We start from the raw sequence: 17,338 nt of genomic DNA, 5'->3' as shown, positions 1-17,338 counted from the left end.
CACCGGCGGGAACGGTGCGCGCTGACGGACAGCGCGCACCCTATCGGCTATTACTCGGCTGCGTCCGGAAGCTGGCCCGCTGCCTGCAGATCGTCGACCTTGGAGTTTTCCAATTCGACGCTGAGGCCCAGCGACCGCATTTCCTTGACGAGAACGTTGAAGCTCTCCGGAATGCCCGCTTCGAAGGTGTCGTCGCCACGGACGATGGCTTCGTAGACCTTGGTGCGGCCGGCCACGTCGTCCGACTTGACCGTGAGCATTTCCTGCAGCGTGTAGGCTGCACCGTAAGCTTCGAGCGCCCAGACTTCCATTTCGCCGAAGCGCTGACCGCCGAACTGCGCCTTACCGCCCAGCGGCTGCTGGGTGACGAGCGAGTACGGGCCAATCGAGCGGGCGTGGATCTTGTCGTCGACCAGGTGGTTCAGCTTCAGCATGTAGATGTAGCCAACCGTGACCTGGCGGTCGAACTGTTCGCCGGTACGACCATCATAGAGCGTCGACTGACCGGTCTGCTTCAGACCTGCCATTGCGAGCATCTCGTTAACATCGACTTCGCCGGCGCCGTCGAAGACCGGGGTCGCAATGGACACGCCACGCTTCCACTGATCGGCCAGACGCAGAACCGACGCGTCGTCATACTCGTGAACGTCGTCGCTCTTCGGACCGTCGCCGACGACCATGTCGATCGTCTGGCGCAGAGGCTCGATGTTGCCGCTTGCCTTATACGCTTCGATCAGCTCGCCGATCTGACGACCCATGCCGGCGCAAGCCCAGCCGAGGTGCGTCTCAAGGATCTGACCGACGTTCATGCGCGACGGCACGCCGAGCGGATTGAGCACGATGTCGACATGCGTGCCGTCTTCGAGGAACGGCATGTCTTCGACCGGCACGATGCGCGATACGACACCCTTGTTGCCATGACGGCCGGCCATCTTGTCACCCGGCTGGATCTTGCGCTTCACAGCGACGAAGACCTTGACCATCTTCATGACGCCCGGAGGCATTTCATCGCCGCGCTGGACCTTCTCGACCTTGTCCATGAAGCGCTGTTCGAGGCGCGACTTGGATTCGTCGTACTGGCCACGCAAAGCTTCGAGCTCGCCCTGAACCTTTTCGTCCTCGACGGCGAACATCCACCACTGCGAGCGCGGATATTCGGAGACGACGGCGTTGGACAGTTCCGTGCCCTTCTTGAAGCTCTTCGGACCGGCAAGCGCTACCTGGCCACGGAGCATTTCGATCAGGCGGCCGTAGACGTTACGGTCGAGGATCGCCTGCTCGTCGTCGCGGTCCTTCGCGAGGCGTTCGATCTCTTCGCGCTCGATCGCCATTGCGCGTTCGTCCTTCTCAACGCCGTGGCGGTTGAAGACGCGAACTTCGACGACCGTACCGTAGGTGCCGGGCGGCATGCGCATGGAGGTGTCGCGAACGTCGGACGCCTTTTCACCGAAGATGGCGCGCAGAAGCTTTTCTTCCGGCGTCATCGGGCTTTCGCCCTTCGGCGTGATCTTGCCGACGAGGATATCGCCCGGCTGAACTTCAGCGCCGATGTAAACGATGCCGGCTTCGTCCAGGTTCTTCAGCGCTTCTTCCGAAACGTTCGGAATATCGCGGGTGATTTCTTCCGGACCGAGCTTGGTGTCGCGCGCCATCACTTCGAATTCTTCGATGTGAATGGAGGTGAACACGTCGTCGGCAACGATACGCTCGGAGAGCAGGATCGAGTCTTCGTAGTTGTAGCCGTTCCACGGCATGAACGCGACGAGCACGTTACGGCCGAGCGCCAGATCGCCGAGGTCGGTCGACGGACCGTCTGCCAGGATGTCGCCCTTGTTGACCACGTCACCAACGGTGACCAGCGGACGCTGGTTGACGCAGGTGTTCTGGTTCGAACGCTGGAACTTCATCAGGCGGTAGATATCGACGCCGGACTTCGACGGATCGAGGTCTTCGGTAGCGCGGATAACGATACGCGTTGCGTCGACCTGGTCAACCACGCCGCCGCGGCGGGCACCGATAGCAGCGCCTGAGTCACGGGCGACAACCGGCTCCATGCCAGTGCCGACGAACGGGGCTTCGGCGCGCAGAAGCGGCACGGCCTGACGCTGCATGTTCGAGCCCATGAGAGCGCGGTTGGCGTCGTCGTTTTCCAGGAACGGGATCAGAGCGGCAGCGACCGAAACAAGCTGCTTCGGCGAGACGTCCATCAGGTTGATGTTGTCGCGCGGAGCGAGCATAACTTCGCCAGCATGACGGCAAACAACGAATTCCTCAATGAAGGAGCCGTCGGCGTCGAGTTCGGCGTTGGCCTGAGCAACGTAGTACTTCGCCTCTTCCATGGCGGAGAGGTAGAGCACGTCGTTGGTCACCTTACCGTCGATGATGCGGCGGTAGGGGCTTTCGATAAAGCCGTACTTGTTGACGCGGGCAAAGGTTGCCAGCGAGTTGATGAGACCGATGTTCGGACCTTCCGGCGTTTCGATCGGGCAAATACGACCGTAGTGGGTCGGATGCACGTCGCGGACTTCGAAGCCGGCGCGCTCGCGGGTCAGACCGCCCGGGCCAAGAGCCGAAAGACGGCGCTTGTGGGTGATTTCCGAGAGCGGGTTCACCTGGTCCATGAACTGCGAGAGCTGCGAGGAGCCGAAGAATTCGCGAACGGCGGCAGCGGCCGGCTTCGCGTTGATCAGATCCTGCGGCATGACCGTGTCGATTTCGATCGAGGACATGCGTTCCTTGATCGCGCGCTCCATGCGCAGCAGGCCGAGACGGTACTGGTTTTCCATCAGCTCGCCGACCGAGCGAACGCGGCGGTTGCCGAGGTTGTCGATGTCGTCGATTTCGCCCTTGCCGTCGCGCAGTTCGACCAGCATCTTGACCACGGCCAGGATGTCGTCCTTGCGCAGGATGCGAACGGTGTCTTCGACGTCAAGGTCGAGACGCATGTTCATCTTCACGCGGCCGACAGCGGAGAGATCGTAGCGCTCCGCATCGAAGAACAGCGAGTTGAACATGGCTTCGGCCGATTCCATGGTCGGCGGTTCACCCGGACGCATGACGCGGTAGATGTCGAACAGAGCGTCCTGACGGTTCTCGTTCTTGTCGGCGGACAGCGTGTTGCGGATGTAGGCGCCGACATTGATATGGTCGATGCCGAGAACCGGGATTTCGTCGAAACCGGCCTTGAGGATGATCGGCAGTGTCTTTTCGTCGATTTCGTCGCCGGCTTCGAGATAGATCTCACCGGTCTGGAAGTTGACGATGTCTTCCGCCAGGAAGAGGCCGTACAGCTCTTCGTCGGTGGCCTTCAAAGCCTTGAGGCCCTTTTCCTGCAACTGGCGCAGCAGGCGCGGGGTCAGCTTCTTGCCGCCTTCGACAACGACTTCGCCGGTATCGGCGTCGATCATGTCGGAAACGGTCTTGGCGCCCTTCAGCGTTTCCGCCTTGAAGGGAATGCGCCAGCCCTGGCCGTCGCGCTGGTAGAGCGATTTCGTGTAGAACGTCGACAGGATTTCTTCGCCGTCCATGCCGAGCGCCATCAGAAGCGACGTCACCGGAATCTTGCGGCGGCGGTCGATACGGGCGTAGACGATGTCCTTGGCGTCGAATTCGATGTCGAGCCAGGAGCCGCGATACGGAATGACGCGAGCAGCGAAGAGCAGCTTGCCGGAGGAGTGGCTCTTGCCCTTGTCGTGGTCGAAGAAGACACCCGGCGAACGGTGCATCTGGGACACGATAACGCGTTCGGTGCCGTTCACGATGAAGGTACCGTTGTTCGTCATGAGCGGCATGTCGCCCATGTAAACGCTCTGTTCCTTGATGTCCTTGATGGACTTCGCGCCGGTGTCCTCATCGATATCGAACACGATCAGACGGAGAGTGACCTTCAGCGGCGCGGCATAGGTCAGGTCGCGCTGGCGGCACTCGTCGACGTCGAACTTCGGCGGTTCGAATTCATAGGACACGAACTCCAGCATGGAAGCGCCGGAGAAATCGGTGATCGGGAAAACCGACTTGAAAACGGCCTGGAGACCCTCGTCAGGGCGGCCGCCCTTGGGCTCTTCGACCATGAGGAACTGATCGTAGGACGCCTTCTGAACCTCGATGAGGTTCGGCATCTCTGCGACTTCCGGAATCTTACCAAAAAACTTGCGTACGCGCCTGCGACCGTTGAACGAAAGGGTCTGAGCCATCGTCGCTCCTTTAAAATCCTGCACCCGGGCCTGCAACGGATGGGAACCGCTGGCCAGGCGATCCCATCAATCAATGAGTAGTTCAATCTCGTCTAACTGACCGAAAACCGCTCGGCACGGATTGCGTCGCGGTTCAGTCTCAGACCATCCTCTTGAAGAACCCATTACCCAAAAGCCGTTTTAGCCGCGGCTTTTGGGTAATTTGTTCAGAAAAACGGCAAATGGGAGGCGGCAAAATGCCACCTCCCAAAGCAGTTTCAAGCTTACTTGACGTCGGCCTTTGCGCCAGCGTCTTCGAGCTTCTTCTTGATGTCAGCGGCTTCAGCCTTGGAAACGCCTTCCTTGACAGCCTTCGGAGCAGCCTCAACGAGGTCCTTGGCTTCCTTGAGGCCGAGACCGGTGATGGCGCGGACTTCCTTGATGACGTTGATCTTGTTCGCGCCGGCATCCGCGAGGATGACGTCGAACTCGGTCTTTTCTTCTTCAACAGCAGCAGCAGCGCCGCCAGCACCACCGGCAACGGCAGCAACAGCTACCGGAGCAGCGGCGGAAACGCCCCACTTTTCTTCGAGAAGCTTGGACAGTTCTGCGGCTTCGAGAACGGTCAGCGAGGAGAGGTCTTCAACGATCTTTGCGAGATCAGCCATTTTTGTAGTTCCTTTTGTTCGGTTCGAACTGGTTGATTATGAACAGCGAAAAACCGCCTTACGCGGCTTCGTCCTTCTTGGCGTAGGCCGAGAACACGCGAGCAAGCTGGCTTGCCGGTGCTGCAACCACACCTGCGATGCGGGTAGCCGGCGTCTGGATCATGCCCAGCAGCTTCGCACGCAGCTCGTCCAGCGAAGGCAGGGTCGCGAGCGACTTAACACCTTCGGGGTTGAGCGTGGTTGTTCCCATGGCGCCGCCCAGAACAACGATCTTATCGTTGGTCTTGGCGAAATCCACGACGACCTTCGGAGCGGTAATCGGATCAGTGCTGTATGCGATCAGCGTCTGCCCGGTGAAGAGATTGGAAATCCCTTCCGCATCCGTGCCCTGAAGAGCAATCTTGGCCAGGCGGTTCTTCGCGACTTTGACGGTGCCGCCAGCAGCGCGCATCTTGGAACGAAAATCGTTCATCTGTGCGACTGTGGCACCAGCATAGTGGGCCACGACAACCGAGCCCGAAGCCTTGAAGACTTCGTTCAGTTCCGTGACGAATTCGCGTTTTTCCGCTCTTTCCACTGCTTTTCTCCAGTTGACAGGACCGCGATAAACGGACCTGCCGGGTTGCCTTTTGCCTCCTGGGATCAGCTAAGAGATCCCAAGCGACGCTTGAGGATCCTGTCCCCTCGCGCTCGAGCCCTAAGGCTCCAAGGCACAAGGCATCCAAGGCTCGAACCGAGTTTATCGAAGCAGAACTTCTTCAAAATTCGGGTCTTACCCGTCTCATGCAGGCAAAGTGATTAAGGTCTCAACCACCTGCAATCTCGGACAGGAATTCCGGATTTCTCCGGTATCCTGGCCCCGAAGGGCCAGGAATTCTTAAATGCCGGGCAGCAGGCCCGACAGAACCATTAGGCGCTCGGCGCCGTAACCGTCGACGGCTCGATCTTGACGCCCGGGCCCATGGTCGAAGAGATGGCTACGCGCTTGACGTAGTTGCCCTTTGCACCGGCCGGCTTCGCCTTGATGACGGCGTCAGCGAAGGCGCGGATGTTTTCTTCCAGAGCCTTGGCATCGAAGGAGGCCTTGCCGATACCGGCATGGACGATACCAGCCTTCTCGACGCGGAACTCGACTGCGCCGCCCTTGGAGGCTTCGACAGCACCCTTGACGTCCATGGTGACGGTGCCGACCTTCGGGTTCGGCATCATGCCGCGCGGGCCGAGAACCTTACCGAGACGGCCGACGAGCGGCATCATGTCCGGGGTAGCGATGCAACGATCGAAGTCGATCTTGCCGCCCTGAACGATTTCAACCAGGTCTTCCGCGCCAACGACGTCAGCACCGGCAGCCTTGGCTTCGTCAGCCTTGGCGCCACGAGCGAAAACGGCAACGCGAACCGTACGGCCGGTGCCGTTCGGCAGATTGACGACGCCGCGGACCATCTGGTCAGCGTGACGCGGGTCAACGCCGAGGTTCATGGCGATTTCGACGGTTTCGTCGAACTTGGCGACGGCCCGCTCCTTGACCATGCCGATAGCCTGGGTCAGAGCATAGAGCTTGGTGGGATCAACGCCTTCGCGGATCTTCTGAATACGCTTTGCAACCATGGTCTTAACCTACCACTTCCAGGCCCATGGCGCGGGCGGAGCCCTCGATCATGGCCATTGCGCCTTCGATATCGGCGGCGTTCAGATCCTTCATCTTGGCTTCGGCAATCGACTTGACCTGAGCCTTGGTGAGCGTGCCAGCCTTGGCACCCTTGCCCGGGGTCTTCGAGCCGGACTGGATCTTCGCTTCCTTCTTGAGGAAGTAGCTGACCGGCGGCTGCTTCATTGCGAAGGTGAAGGACTTGTCCTGGTAGTAGGTGATGACGACCGGGATCGGCATACCCTTTTCCATTTCCTGCGTGGCGGCATTGAACGCCTTGCAGAATTCCATGATGTTAATGCCACGCTGACCAAGCGCAGGACCGATCGGCGGCGACGGATTCGCCGAGCCGGCCTTAACCTGCAGCTTGAGCTGGCCTGCAACTTTCTTAGCCATTTCTCTCTGCCTTTCTACACGACCGGTTGCCCAGTCTACTATGCCAGATCGCTCCGGCGGCTGCGGTTGCGTGGTGCGGATCAAAAGGTCCGGCTAAGACCCCTGCCCTTCCACGCGGATTGCGGCATGGCCGCGAGATGCAAGCAAACACTTGCTTGCATCCAAACTCAAACGAAGATCAGACCTTCTCGACCTGACTGTATTCCAGCTCGACCGGCGTAGCGCGGCCGAAGATCGACACTTCCACCTTCAGGCGCGAACGCTCCTCGTCCACATCCTGAACCGTGCCGTTGAACGATGCGAACGGGCCGTCGGAAACGCGGACCTGCTCACCAATCTCGAAGGATACAGAAGCCTTCGGCCGCTCGACACCTTCCTGGACCTGACCGAGAATGCGCTCGGCTTCATAATCCGGAATCGGAACGGGCTTATTGTCGGAGCCGAGAAAGCCAGTGACCTTCGGCGTATTCTTGATCAGGTGATAGGCTTCATCCGTCAGATTGGCGCGCACCAGCACGTAACCCGGGAAGAACTTGCGCTCGCTGTCAACCTTACGGCCGCGGCGCACTTCAACCACCTTCTCGGTCGGCACAAGGATCTTCTCGAACAGATGATCGAGACCCTTCTGCTTGGCCTTCTCCTCGATGGATTCAGCCACCTTCTTTTCGAAATTAGAATAAGCGTGGACGATGTACCAACGTGCCGCCATGTTCATCTCCACCCGATATCAATTGCCGGTATTCAGCACGTAGCCGAGAATCCAGCCTATGAGCTGGTCAGCAGCAAAGAAAAACAACGAAGCGAAAATGACCATGACAAGCACCATCACCGTCGAGATCATCGTCTCGCGGCGGGACGGCCAAGTGATTTTCGACGTCTCGGAGCGGACCTGCTGCAGAAACGCAAGTGGATTCGTTTTGGATGCCATTGACTGCCCACGCAATTACGGCGCGTAAAGCTGAACATATCAGCCCCACGCACCGCGTGTCTGTTGAACCCTACATAAACATCGATTCCCAATTTAACAAGAGGGAATTCGGTGCCTTCGAAAATTTGCCTGCCATTCCGGCATAATCCCTAACCCAAGAAGCAGCGAAACCGACGCGCCAGTCAAATCAAGGAAAATGGCAGGGGCAGCAGGGCTCGAACCTACGACCTGCGGTTTTGGAGACCGCCGCTCTACCAACTGAGCTATACCCCTTTATGCTTCGATCATCCGCGCCGTGCGGTTGCCTGCCAGCGCCTTCCGAAAACATGGCGCTCCTTTAAGACGGGACGAAACGATTGGCAAGTGCGTTTTTTGTTTTTTCCCAAGAGAGTCCGCAGCTTCGAGCGCCCCGGGCAATTGACGAGACCGCCGACCACAGGGATTGCGGGCTTCGCAGCGCCTCCCGAATGCATCGCGCCGGCGCTTCTCAGCCTTCCTTCGGCTCCCCCGGCGTTCCCTTGGGCTTCCGTTTGAGGAATTTCGGTTTGAGACGACGCAGGAAATTGTCTGTCGAGCGAATCACATTGGTCAAGGAGATCAGCTTGTCCACTTCGGCGTCAGCATTGCCGAGCCGCTCGGAGAGTACCTCTGCCGCAGCCAGCGCGATTTCGGCCGGGGGAACCTCAGAGAAGCGCTCGGCGAGCCTGATGTAGGGATTTAGCGATACCCCGCCATGGATGGTGATCTTCCCCAAGCGGGCGAAGAGGCGCAGGAAAGTCTGCTCGAAGGTCCAGTCGTGAACCGACACCACCCTCCATTTTTCGCTGCGCTTGGCCGAGAAGCCGGCAAGCACGATGGCGCCGGGCAATTTCAAGTCGCTCAGCCAAAGCGCCATGGCAAAGCCGCTGGTCGGCGTCTTGGCCTCCGTGTAGAAATCGCCGCAGAAGCCGACGAGATCGAGATGGCCGGTCGGCGCGCCCTGGAAATCGGCGGCCGGATTCAGTTTTTCCTCGGGCCCGAGGCGGATGTTCATGATCCCGAGGAAATAGTCCTTCGGGAAGAACTTGACGACATCGCCCACCTCGCCCCGATAGACGATGTTGGCGCCGCGCGGCTGTCCGCGCGAAATCAGTAGCGAATGGCCGTGGAACGGACGATCCAGGACCTTGTAGACCTTATTGAAGAAGATGAAGAGCGCTGTGGACGGAAACTGCGCCTGAAGGCTGGCGATATCGACCGCATCGCTGTTTGCGACAAGAACGATATGGGAGAAGGCCGCCAGTATGGACCGCCACTCTTCGGCGGTCGTCAAACCTGCGGCGGCCCCTGCAGCCGGAAAGCCAATCTTGCCGGTTCCTGTTTCGGAAGTCACGCTCTGATCCAGCCCCGTCACTTCTGCTGGACGTGCAGCATGCGATCACGCATGGCGAACCATTCCTCGGCGTAGTCGTCGTTGCGATATTCGTCGAAATACGGGCCGCCATCGGTGAAATGCACGAGTTGCGCATCCGGCCGGTAGTCATATTCATTGACGAGGTAATTCCAGGTCACGGGGATCTCCCCGATCTGATCGTCGCTCTCCAGCCACTTAAACTGGTGAAGCTGCAGGCCCGTGGCGGTATTGACGTAATCCTTCGTCAATGCCCGGCATTTGGCATTGTTGAAGAGGATCATGCTCGACCAATTCTTCTTTTCATATTTGGTCTGGGTCTGGCCGAGGAATTTCGTCTCGATCTTCGGCTGGTAGTCGTGCTTGACGCACATTGCGGCATAACGGTCGTCGCGCAGCTTCCAGAGCTCGGCAATATCGGCGCGGGCGAGCATGTCGCAATCCATGAAGATGCTCCAGCCCTCGTAATCGCTGAGGTAGGGAACCAGAAAGCGGGAGAAGGAAAATTCGGTCGATTGCAGCGGATTGCGCTCGCGCGTGAAAACGCCGTCGAGATTGCTGAGAACGATCGGCGAAAACACCACCGGGATCGAAGAGCGCTCGATTATGCTTTGTGCGAGAACGTGATAGGCGACGACTTCCTTGGAATCGAAGCCGACAAAAATACGTGCAACACCGTCGTTCATAGTCCCTCCGAAGCGGCTGACCCTCAAGAGATCAGCCGGTTGAATAGCTTTCTATTGCAACGCAAATTACGCTGCCGAACATCCCGCCGGCTCGTAGGCGATATGATGCTCATTCCAAAATGAATCCCGACTGTATCGTGGAAAGCGACTGCAATTTCCATGATACGCCTCGCGAAACGCAAGCCTACTTACTTCAACCCAGATATTTGTCGAGTGTTTGCGGAAGCATTTTTGGTTTTCTTCCGTAACAAATGGAGAGGCATCCCTGCTCTTGGCAGGGTTTCGGCCGGGCGTCGCGACGGCGCCCAGCTTTCAGTTCTTTTGGCAGCGCAGCCTCAAACCTTCACATAACGGCGCCAGTTATGCTCTTCCTTGAAGCCCAGGACTTCGCGAATCTTCCGGTTGGAGAGCAGGCCTTCATACTCGCCGATCTCGCGGGTGAAGGGCACGTTCGGGTAGTATTTGGCGGCAAGTTCCCGGGACGGCGTGTTGGCCGATACCGTGTCGTTGGCCGCGTTGAAGACCTGAAAACCGAGACCGCCTTTTTCGATGCAGAGATGGACGATCTGGCCGAGATCGCGGGCATCGATATAGCTCCAGGCTATGCGCTTACGGATGTCGGTGTCAGCGAAATATTCCGGGAAGCGCTCATATTCGTAAGGCTCGATGACGTTGCCGATGCGCAGCGCATAGACGTCGATGCCGAAACGCTCGGCGAAGGCGCGCGCCGTCTTCTCGTTCAGGACCTTGGAGAGGCCGTAGGAATCCATGGGATTGACATCGTAATCTTCCTCCAGCGGAAACTGATGAAAATCGCGATGGCCCTCGGCAAAGCAAACGCCATAAGTCGTTTCGCTGGAGGCGACAATGATCTTCTTGACGCCGAGCTTTGCCGCCGCTTCGATGACATTGTAGGTGCTCATCGTATTGATGCGGAAGGTCTCGTTATCAGGCTTGATCAGGATGCGCGGAATGGCAGCGAAATGCACGACGGCGTCGTAAGGCTGCACGCCCTTCCCCTGATCGAGATCCGGGAAATCCCGATGCATGGTCAGCACGTTGTAGACTTGTCCCGCATCAGTGACATCGGCCACCAAATTGGTGACGCCGGGGCTGTCCAGCGGCACCAGATCGACATTGTGGACCTCATAGCCGGCATTGATCAGCCAGGGAACGGTATGACGCCCGGCCTTGCCGCTGCCACCCGTGAACAATATGCGCTTTTTCATGCAATCTCCTCCTGGTAAAATCGAGCGATAGATAGACCCTTTCCTCAGTTCCGCAAGGCGGTCGACAGGGACGGATTGCCTCAGTCGGTCACAAATGAATGATCTGCTGGAGACAGGGGCGTCAAAGAAAGGTTGAAGAGCGCCATGCCGATCAGGCTCGTTGACTACGATCCGGGCTGGCCCACTCTCTTCCTGCGCCGCCGTACGGCCATCGCCGCCTTCTTGTGCCGTCCCGCCGATATCCATCATATAGGCAGTACATCCATCCTCGGGCTCTGTGCCAAGCCTAAGCTCGATATCGACGCAGTGCTGACGACGGCTGATGACAGGCTCTTCGCGACCGAACGCTTGATGGAGGCCGGTTATACCTTCCATGGCGATCCGTATGGCGCGGACAGATGGATATTCACCAAAGACGAAACACCTTACGGAACTCGTCTTTATCTATGCCTCCTCGACAATCCCGCTCACCGCGACCGCATCCTCTTTCGCGACTATCTTCGTGCCCATCCAGAAGCGGCCAGGGATTATGCAGCATTGAAGCGACGACTGGTCATCGAAGCGAACGGCAATTGGGATCACTATACCGGCGGCAAAAGCGATTTCGTTGCCGATGTCCTGCGCTGCGCCCTAGCCGAGCGGAGCTAAGTCACCAGCCGGGGACTGTCGATGGATTGCTTCACCTCGACTGCTCTCGCAAATGCTCCAGCACATGCGCAACGCATTGATCGAGCGAAAGCTCGCTGGTATCGAAGATCTCGCAACCGTGCTGAACGGCCTCCCCGCGCAGATAGGCCGCCCAATCCATCATATTTTGATCCGCGAGCTCCGGCTGGCGTCTTCCGACCGTCAAGCGCCGCGCCCTCGTTGTGTCGTTGCAATCGACCAACAGCAGCCTGTAGCTATCGACATTTGCCGCCGCGGCCGCTTCAGCGATGAAGGAAATCCGCATCTGCCCTTCGAACAGGACCGACTTTCCACTCTGCGCAACTTTTGCAAGACGCGCCATCCATTCGATGGTCTTGTCCCGCTGCCAGGCCTCCGGCGAACCGTGATCCCTGATCATCGTATCCACCGTCGGCACGCCGATGCTATCGAACCGATAGATCGCGAACTCGTCCGGACATCTCTCGGCGATGGCGTCGGCGATTGCCGTTTTTCCAGAGCCGGATGCGCCTGTCAGAATGATCAGATCCACTCAGTCTCCTCCATGCCGAAATGCGAAAGGCCCCGCTGTTTCCAGCGGGGCCTTCGTAACCACGAATAATCCGGGGATTACTCGACGATGGAGGCGACGATGCCGGCGCCGACGGTGCGGCCGCCTTCGCGGATAGCGAAGCGCAGCTTTTCTTCCATCGCGATCGGAACGATCAGCTCAACGGCAACCGTGACGTTGTCGCCTGGCATAACCATTTCCGTGCCTTCCGGAAGCGTCACGATGCCCGTCACGTCCGTCGTGCGGAAGTAGAACTGCGGACGGTAGTTCGTGAAGAACGGCGTATGACGGCCACCCTCTTCCTTCGTCAGGATGTAGGCTTCGGCCATGAACTTCTTGTGCGGCTTCACAGAACCCGGCTTGCACAGGATCTGGCCACGCTCGACGCCGTCACGGTTCACACCGCGGACCAGCGCGCCGATGTTGTCGCCGGCCTGGCCCTGGTCGAGCAGCTTGCGGAACATTTCAACGCCGGTAACCGTCGTCTTCGACGTCGGACGAATGCCGACGATTTCGACTTCTTCACCAACCTTGACGATACCACGCTCGACGCGGCCCGTCACAACCGTACCACGGCCGGAGATCGAGAACACGTCTTCGATCGGCATCAGGAACGGCTGGTCGATCGGACGCTCTGGCGTCGGGATGTAGGCGTCAACCTGGGCCATCAGCTCGCGGATCGCGTTTTCGCCGATTTCCTTGTTGCTGTCTTCCAGGGCAGCAAGCGCCGAACCCTTGACAACCGGAATGTCGTCGCCCGGGAAGTCGTAGGACGACAGCAGTTCGCGAACTTCAAGCTCGACGAGCTCCAGAAGCTCGGCGTCGTCAACCTGGTCGACCTTGTTCAGGAACACTACGATCGCCGGAACGCCAACCTGGCGGGCGAGCAGGATGTGCTCGCGCGTCTGCGGCATCGGGCCGTCGGCAGCCGAGCAAACCAGGATCGCGCCGTCCATCTGCGCAGCACCCGTGATCATGTTCTTCACATAGTCAGCGTGGCCGGGGCAGTCGACGTGCGCATAGTGACGAGCAGCCGTCTCATATTCAACGTGTGCCGTCGAGATCGTGATACCACGCGCCTTTTCTTCCGGTGCCGCGTCGATCTGGTCATACGCCTTGAACTCACCGAAGAACTTCGTGATCGCTGCCGTCAGAGACGTCTTGCCGTGGTCAACGTGGCCGATCGTGCCGATGTTAACGTGCGGCTTATTGCGCTCAAACTTACTCTTTGCCATTTGAATGCTTCCTGTGAACGTAAATGGTGGCCCCGGCGAACCGGTTTAGTGCCGCCGTTTAAGGCTTTCGTCGCATTTGCGCAAGACTTAATTGCAGGCCCTATTCTTGGCGAAGTGTAGCCGATGACGGACAATGCGCGCCGTCGGCTTTGATTCGCCCCGCAGGTTTCGCCGGCCGATCCGGAAAGATGTAAAAGCATTTGCCGGTTCAGACGCTTAGATAGGCACGCTGAGGAAATAATCCAGGTGTCCGAAGCCGCTTCTCGGAATTGACTAGGTCTGCAGAGACCGATCTTGCAGAGGTTCGCGAATAGGTATGTATCGCCCGCCAGAATATAAGCCATTCCTCACGCGGAGGATGTGAATCGAATATGGCGGAGAGGAAAGCTGGGATTCAGGGCAGCAGGTCTGTCGCAAGACCTGCCTGACGGAGATGAAGGACTGAAAATCTTGGAGCGGGTAGCGGGAATCGAACCCGCGTATTCAGCTTGGAAGGCTGCTGCTCTACCATTGAGCTATACCCGCGGGTGGCCAAGATCCTGTGCGGAATGGTGGAGGGAGTTGGATTTGAACCAACGTAGGCTGAGCCAACGGATTTACAGTCCGTCCCCTTTAACCACTCGGGCATCCCTCCAGTTTTCCGACTGGATCTTGCGACCAAGCTTGCTAGACCGGACGTCGCCGCCGCGATCTGCGCCGCGTATATGACCGGACCGTTTCCTTCTGTCAACATGAGGTCCGGGCAAAAATGACGAAAAAATTTCAACTTGCTGCAAAAGCCCACTGACGAAAGAGGACTATGCGCTCAAGGGCGCTCTCGCTATAAAGCCGCATGAGCAAAGACAGAACATCCGGCCGTTCCGGCCCTGACAACACCGTCGGCGATAAGTCGGCCAAAGACACGCATTACGCCACCTTGCGGCGCGCGCATCGCGACGCCAAGCGCGAGCGCGGCGAAATCCCGACGCCGCCGCCACAGAAGCGCAAGCGGGCCGGCGCGGATGATTGGAAGCCGCCGGCACTCGCTCCAGACCAGGTCTATCTATATGGCCTGCATACGGTGCGCGCAGCCCTTGCCAATCCCGAGCGGAAGAACATCAAGCTGTCAGCGACGCAGAATGCGTTGGTGCGGCTGGAAATCGGACCGGCGGCCGAACTCGGCATTCCCGTCGAGATGGTCTCGCCGCAGGATATTGACAAAGTGCTGGGTCCGGAAGCGATCCATCAGGGCGTCATGCTGGAGACGCGTCCCCTGCCCGTGCGCCGGCTGGAGGCCCTGAAGGACAGCCCGCTGCTGCTGGTTCTCGATCAGGTGACCGATCCGCACAATGTCGGCGCAATCATGCGCTCAGCCGTCGCCTTCGACGCCGGCGCCGTCATCACCACACAGCGTCATAGCCCGACCGAATCGGGCGTGCTCGCCAAATCCGCCTCCGGTGCGCTGGAGCTGATACCCTATATACAGATCACCAATCTCGCCGACGCGCTCGGCGAGCTGCACCGCCTCGGCTTCGTCACCATCGGTCTTGATTCGGAAGGGCCGGCGCCGCTCGAAGGCACGTTTTCGGGCGAGAAGGTCGCCCTCGTTCTTGGCTCCGAGGGCAAGGGGCTGCGCCAGAAGACACGGGAAACGGTGAACGCGCTGGCGCGGCTCGACATGCCGGGCGCGATCAAATCACTCAACGTCTCGAACGCGGCCGCGATCGCTCTCTACGCAGCGCGGTCTTATCTGAAAATCTAGCGGCACGGGGGTGCCGCAGCAGATTTGGGGGGAACTGCCTTGATCCGCACTTTTTGTCTCGCGGCGGCTTCTGCCGCCTTCATTCTCGCCGCCGGGCAACCGGCTAGTGCCGCCGACGAGGAACTCATCAAGTCGCAGGCGGGCACATGGCTGCTGGCGCCGGAAGGTGGCGCAAAGGGCTGCCGCCTCACCTTCGAAACCAGTCCGGTGACCGGCGGCTACGCTGTTAGCGGCGCGGATGCCTGCGCGACCGCCCTGCCCGCCTACGCCAAGGCGGCCGCCTGGAATTTCAGCGAGGACGGCTCGCTCGCCCTTATGGACGCGACGCAGAAGGTGGTGGCCCGTTTCCAGGAAGAAGAGGGGTCGCCCTGGGAAAGCGAAGAAGGCGATCCGACGTGGCTGCTGCCGGCGCTCGGAGACGTCGATCATGTTCCAACCGTCGCAAGCCTCGCCGGCACCTGGCAAGTCGAGCAGCCCAACGGCAAACTCATCTGCAACATCACGCTGTCCAGCGATACCGACGAGGATGGCACGCCGAAAATGTCACCGGGCGGCGACTGCCCGGCCGACGTTGCTGACCTCAAGCTTTCCCTCTGGGTCGTGGAGGGTTTTGGCCTGGTGATGATGGGCACTGACGGCTCTTCGCTCTCCTTCGATATGCGGCCGGACGGCAGCTTTCAGAAATCCGAAGAGGAAGAGGGACAGCCGATGGTGCTTGTCCGCAAACAGGGCGGCTAAAGGAGCCGATATCCCGCCTATGGCTTGACGTCCGAGAAATGTGACTATGTTAGCTTGGGCCGGTCCGAACCCGGCCCTTATTGTCACATATTGGGAAATATAGGTACAGGGCGCATGATCTTATCGAATATCCGCAAATTCATCTTCCACGAATTGCGAAGTGTAGAAGGATATATCGACCCGCCGGATGCCCTTGTTTACCTTTCTATTCTGGAACGCCAGAGGGGACATGGATTGGGCGGCGGAATTGCTGAAATCGGGGTCTATTTCGGTCGTTCTTATTTTCTCCTGAAAAAGATCACATCGCCGGAAGATCGTGTGCTTGGCATCGATCTCTTCGACATCGGAGAGATGTCGAATGGCGTTTCCAAGCAATACCGAACATTTATCGAGAATGGCGAGCGGCTCGGCCTGCCTGTCGACGAGGACCTGCTGTTCGTCGGCGATAGCGCGGAGCTGTCGCCGAAAGACGTAGCGAGCAAGGTCGGCAAGGTGCGCTTCTTCAGCATCGATGGCGGACACACCTTGTCGAACCTGAAAGCCGACATCCACCTGGCGAAGGAGACGATCGCCGACCATGGCGTCATCGTCTTCGACGACACGTTCAATCCTGCTTGGCCGGAAGTCACCGTCGGCGTCGCGGATTTCCTCCGCGACAATGATGAGATCTTCTCGGCTTTCTGCATGACGAAATACAAGACCTATGTCTGCCGGCGTGAATTCCACGATTTCTACCGTGCGGCTATTCTGCGCGCGCCCCATCTCAGAGCCTTCGAACTGGCGGAAACGCATTTTCTTGGGTCCGACGCCGTCCGCCTGCACAATCCATTCGGCCGGCGCATACTCTACGAACTCATGACCCGCTCCGGCATGAGCGCCATTTCGGAGCGCGCATACCGCTGCCACTAGAGTAATTCGAGGAAAAGTGCGCAGCGGTTTTTCGTCCGGAATTGCGGCAAAAACAAAGGGACAGAAAAACGGATCAGCGAACTGCAATCGGCTGCGGACGCCAGGCCGATTGCAGCGTGGGCGACCGCTCCGTGATCGGGCATCCATCCTGCAGCTTCAGCCATGAGGTGACATTCAGGTTCATCTCGCATTGCGCGAGATAGCTCTTGCCGTTCACGGTCATGCAGGCGACTTCGCCGATCGCATGCTGCTTTCCGTCTACGTTTTTGCAGTAGCAATCCTGTCCGGCCAACGCCGGCGCATCTGCCATCACAGCAAACGGCAATCCCAGGACAATAAGCTTCAAAACCTCGCGCATGGACGTTCCCTCGCCCGCCGTGGA

The 17,338-nt window shown here is 58.9% G+C and carries 17 protein-coding genes and 3 tRNA genes; 4 read left to right on the top strand and 16 right to left on the bottom strand.

Annotation, left to right across the window (positions count from 1 at the left end; translation table 11 throughout):
* Positions 1 to 50: 50 nt before the first annotated feature.
* The 11 genes from rpoB to NXC24_RS07775 form a co-directional block, all read right to left on the bottom strand.
* A complete protein-coding gene (rpoB, locus tag NXC24_RS07825) occupies positions 51 to 4,193 on the bottom strand; it encodes a DNA-directed RNA polymerase subunit beta (protein WP_104822780.1) in 4,143 nt (1,380 codons plus the stop codon).
* Between the two features lie 263 nt (positions 4,194 to 4,456).
* Entirely contained in the window at positions 4,457 to 4,840 is a 384-nt protein-coding gene (gene rplL / locus NXC24_RS07820; protein ID WP_104822779.1) for a 50S ribosomal protein L7/L12, read from the bottom strand.
* 58 nt (positions 4,841 to 4,898) lie between these two features.
* Positions 4,899 to 5,417, bottom strand: coding sequence for a 50S ribosomal protein L10 (gene rplJ / locus NXC24_RS07815; protein ID WP_104822778.1), 519 nt, complete (start codon positions 5,415 to 5,417; stop codon positions 4,899 to 4,901).
* A gap of 332 nt (positions 5,418 to 5,749) precedes the next feature.
* On the bottom strand, positions 5,750 to 6,448 hold the full coding sequence (rplA, locus tag NXC24_RS07810; protein WP_104822777.1) for a 50S ribosomal protein L1: 699 nt from the start codon (positions 6,446 to 6,448) through the stop codon (positions 5,750 to 5,752).
* A 4-nt stretch (positions 6,449 to 6,452) separates the two neighbouring features.
* Positions 6,453 to 6,884, bottom strand: coding sequence for a 50S ribosomal protein L11 (gene rplK / locus NXC24_RS07805; RefSeq protein ID WP_104822776.1), 432 nt, complete (start codon positions 6,882 to 6,884; stop codon positions 6,453 to 6,455).
* A 178-nt stretch (positions 6,885 to 7,062) separates the two neighbouring features.
* A complete protein-coding gene (gene nusG, locus NXC24_RS07800; RefSeq protein WP_028755226.1) occupies positions 7,063 to 7,593 on the bottom strand; it encodes a transcription termination/antitermination protein NusG in 531 nt (176 codons plus the stop codon).
* 18 nt (positions 7,594 to 7,611) lie between these two features.
* Complete coding sequence (secE, locus tag NXC24_RS07795; protein WP_028755225.1) at positions 7,612 to 7,812, bottom strand: preprotein translocase subunit SecE; 201 nt, start codon at positions 7,810 to 7,812, stop codon at positions 7,612 to 7,614.
* A 197-nt stretch (positions 7,813 to 8,009) separates the two neighbouring features.
* Positions 8,010 to 8,085 (bottom strand) — tRNA-Trp (locus NXC24_RS07790).
* Positions 8,086 to 8,299: 214 nt separating this feature from the next.
* A complete protein-coding gene (locus NXC24_RS07785) occupies positions 8,300 to 9,157 on the bottom strand; it encodes a 3-deoxy-manno-octulosonate cytidylyltransferase (protein ID WP_199773568.1) in 858 nt (285 codons plus the stop codon).
* A 44-nt stretch (positions 9,158 to 9,201) separates the two neighbouring features.
* On the bottom strand, positions 9,202 to 9,888 hold the full coding sequence (locus NXC24_RS07780) for a glycosyltransferase (RefSeq protein ID WP_104822775.1): 687 nt from the start codon (positions 9,886 to 9,888) through the stop codon (positions 9,202 to 9,204).
* 335 nt (positions 9,889 to 10,223) lie between these two features.
* Positions 10,224 to 11,117, bottom strand: a complete 894-nt coding sequence (locus tag NXC24_RS07775) for an NAD(P)-dependent oxidoreductase (protein WP_104822774.1) — start codon at positions 11,115 to 11,117, stop codon at positions 10,224 to 10,226.
* Between the two features lie 144 nt (positions 11,118 to 11,261).
* Here NXC24_RS07775 and NXC24_RS07770 point away from each other — a divergent pair, with 144 nt between their 5' ends.
* Positions 11,262 to 11,765 carry a GrpB family protein gene (locus tag NXC24_RS07770; RefSeq protein ID WP_104822773.1) on the top strand — a complete coding sequence of 168 codons (504 nt, stop codon included), beginning with the start codon at positions 11,262 to 11,264 and terminating at the stop codon, positions 11,763 to 11,765.
* A gap of 31 nt (positions 11,766 to 11,796) precedes the next feature.
* Here the strand turns inward: NXC24_RS07770 and NXC24_RS07765 are convergent, their stop codons facing one another.
* The 4 genes from NXC24_RS07765 to NXC24_RS07750 form a co-directional block, all read right to left on the bottom strand.
* Complete coding sequence (locus tag NXC24_RS07765; RefSeq protein ID WP_104822772.1) at positions 11,797 to 12,315, bottom strand: AAA family ATPase; 519 nt, start codon at positions 12,313 to 12,315, stop codon at positions 11,797 to 11,799.
* 77 nt (positions 12,316 to 12,392) lie between these two features.
* Entirely contained in the window at positions 12,393 to 13,568 is a 1,176-nt protein-coding gene (tuf, locus tag NXC24_RS07760) for an elongation factor Tu (protein ID WP_104822771.1), read from the bottom strand.
* Positions 13,569 to 14,019: 451 nt separating this feature from the next.
* Positions 14,020 to 14,093, bottom strand: a tRNA-Gly gene (locus NXC24_RS07755).
* Between the two features lie 24 nt (positions 14,094 to 14,117).
* Positions 14,118 to 14,202, bottom strand: a tRNA-Tyr gene (locus tag NXC24_RS07750).
* Between the two features lie 198 nt (positions 14,203 to 14,400).
* Between NXC24_RS07750 and rlmB the strand changes: the two genes are divergently transcribed.
* The 3 genes from rlmB (at position 14,401) to NXC24_RS07735 (ending at position 16,956) form a co-directional block, all read left to right on the top strand.
* Positions 14,401 to 15,309 (top strand): 23S rRNA (guanosine(2251)-2'-O)-methyltransferase RlmB, encoded by a 909-nt coding sequence (gene rlmB, locus NXC24_RS07745; protein WP_104822770.1) that lies wholly within the window; start codon positions 14,401 to 14,403, stop codon positions 15,307 to 15,309.
* 39 nt (positions 15,310 to 15,348) lie between these two features.
* Positions 15,349 to 16,047, top strand: coding sequence for an AprI/Inh family metalloprotease inhibitor (locus NXC24_RS07740; protein WP_104822769.1), 699 nt, complete (start codon positions 15,349 to 15,351; stop codon positions 16,045 to 16,047).
* 114 nt (positions 16,048 to 16,161) lie between these two features.
* Positions 16,162 to 16,956, top strand: a complete 795-nt coding sequence (locus NXC24_RS07735; protein WP_104822768.1) for a class I SAM-dependent methyltransferase — start codon at positions 16,162 to 16,164, stop codon at positions 16,954 to 16,956.
* 73 nt (positions 16,957 to 17,029) lie between these two features.
* Here NXC24_RS07735 and NXC24_RS07730 read toward each other — a convergent pair whose 3' ends face one another.
* Positions 17,030 to 17,314: a hypothetical protein gene (locus NXC24_RS07730; RefSeq protein ID WP_104822767.1), complete on the bottom strand. Its 285-nt coding sequence runs from the start codon at positions 17,312 to 17,314 to the stop codon at positions 17,030 to 17,032.
* Positions 17,315 to 17,338 lie beyond the last annotated feature (24 nt).

The sequence above is a fragment of the Rhizobium sp. NXC24 genome, assembly GCF_002944315.1.
Classification (GTDB): domain Bacteria; phylum Pseudomonadota; class Alphaproteobacteria; order Rhizobiales; family Rhizobiaceae; genus Rhizobium.
This window is presented reverse-complemented; position numbering and strand designations above follow the sequence as displayed.

Coding starts and splice junctions, on each gene's coding strand:
- rpoB (WP_104822780.1), bottom strand. CDS start 4,193: ATGGCTCAGACCCTTTCGTTCAACGGTCGCAGGCGCGTACGCAAGTTT.
- rplL (WP_104822779.1), bottom strand. CDS start 4,840: ATGGCTGATCTCGCAAAGATCGTTGAAGACCTCTCCTCGCTGACCGTT.
- rplA (WP_104822777.1), bottom strand. CDS start 6,448: ATGGTTGCAAAGCGTATTCAGAAGATCCGCGAAGGCGTTGATCCCACC.
- rplK (WP_104822776.1), bottom strand. CDS start 6,884: ATGGCTAAGAAAGTTGCAGGCCAGCTCAAGCTGCAGGTTAAGGCCGGC.
- nusG (WP_028755226.1), bottom strand. CDS start 7,593: ATGGCGGCACGTTGGTACATCGTCCACGCTTATTCTAATTTCGAAAAG.
- secE (WP_028755225.1), bottom strand. CDS start 7,812: ATGGCATCCAAAACGAATCCACTTGCGTTTCTGCAGCAGGTCCGCTCC.
- NXC24_RS07780 (WP_104822775.1), bottom strand. CDS start 9,888: ATGAACGACGGTGTTGCACGTATTTTTGTCGGCTTCGATTCCAAGGAA.
- NXC24_RS07775 (WP_104822774.1), bottom strand. CDS start 11,117: ATGAAAAAGCGCATATTGTTCACGGGTGGCAGCGGCAAGGCCGGGCGT.
- NXC24_RS07770 (WP_104822773.1), top strand. CDS start 11,262: ATGCCGATCAGGCTCGTTGACTACGATCCGGGCTGGCCCACTCTCTTC.
- tuf (WP_104822771.1), bottom strand. CDS start 13,568: ATGGCAAAGAGTAAGTTTGAGCGCAATAAGCCGCACGTTAACATCGGC.
- rlmB (WP_104822770.1), top strand. CDS start 14,401: ATGAGCAAAGACAGAACATCCGGCCGTTCCGGCCCTGACAACACCGTC.
- NXC24_RS07735 (WP_104822768.1), top strand. CDS start 16,162: ATGATCTTATCGAATATCCGCAAATTCATCTTCCACGAATTGCGAAGT.
- NXC24_RS07730 (WP_104822767.1), bottom strand. CDS start 17,314: ATGCGCGAGGTTTTGAAGCTTATTGTCCTGGGATTGCCGTTTGCTGTG.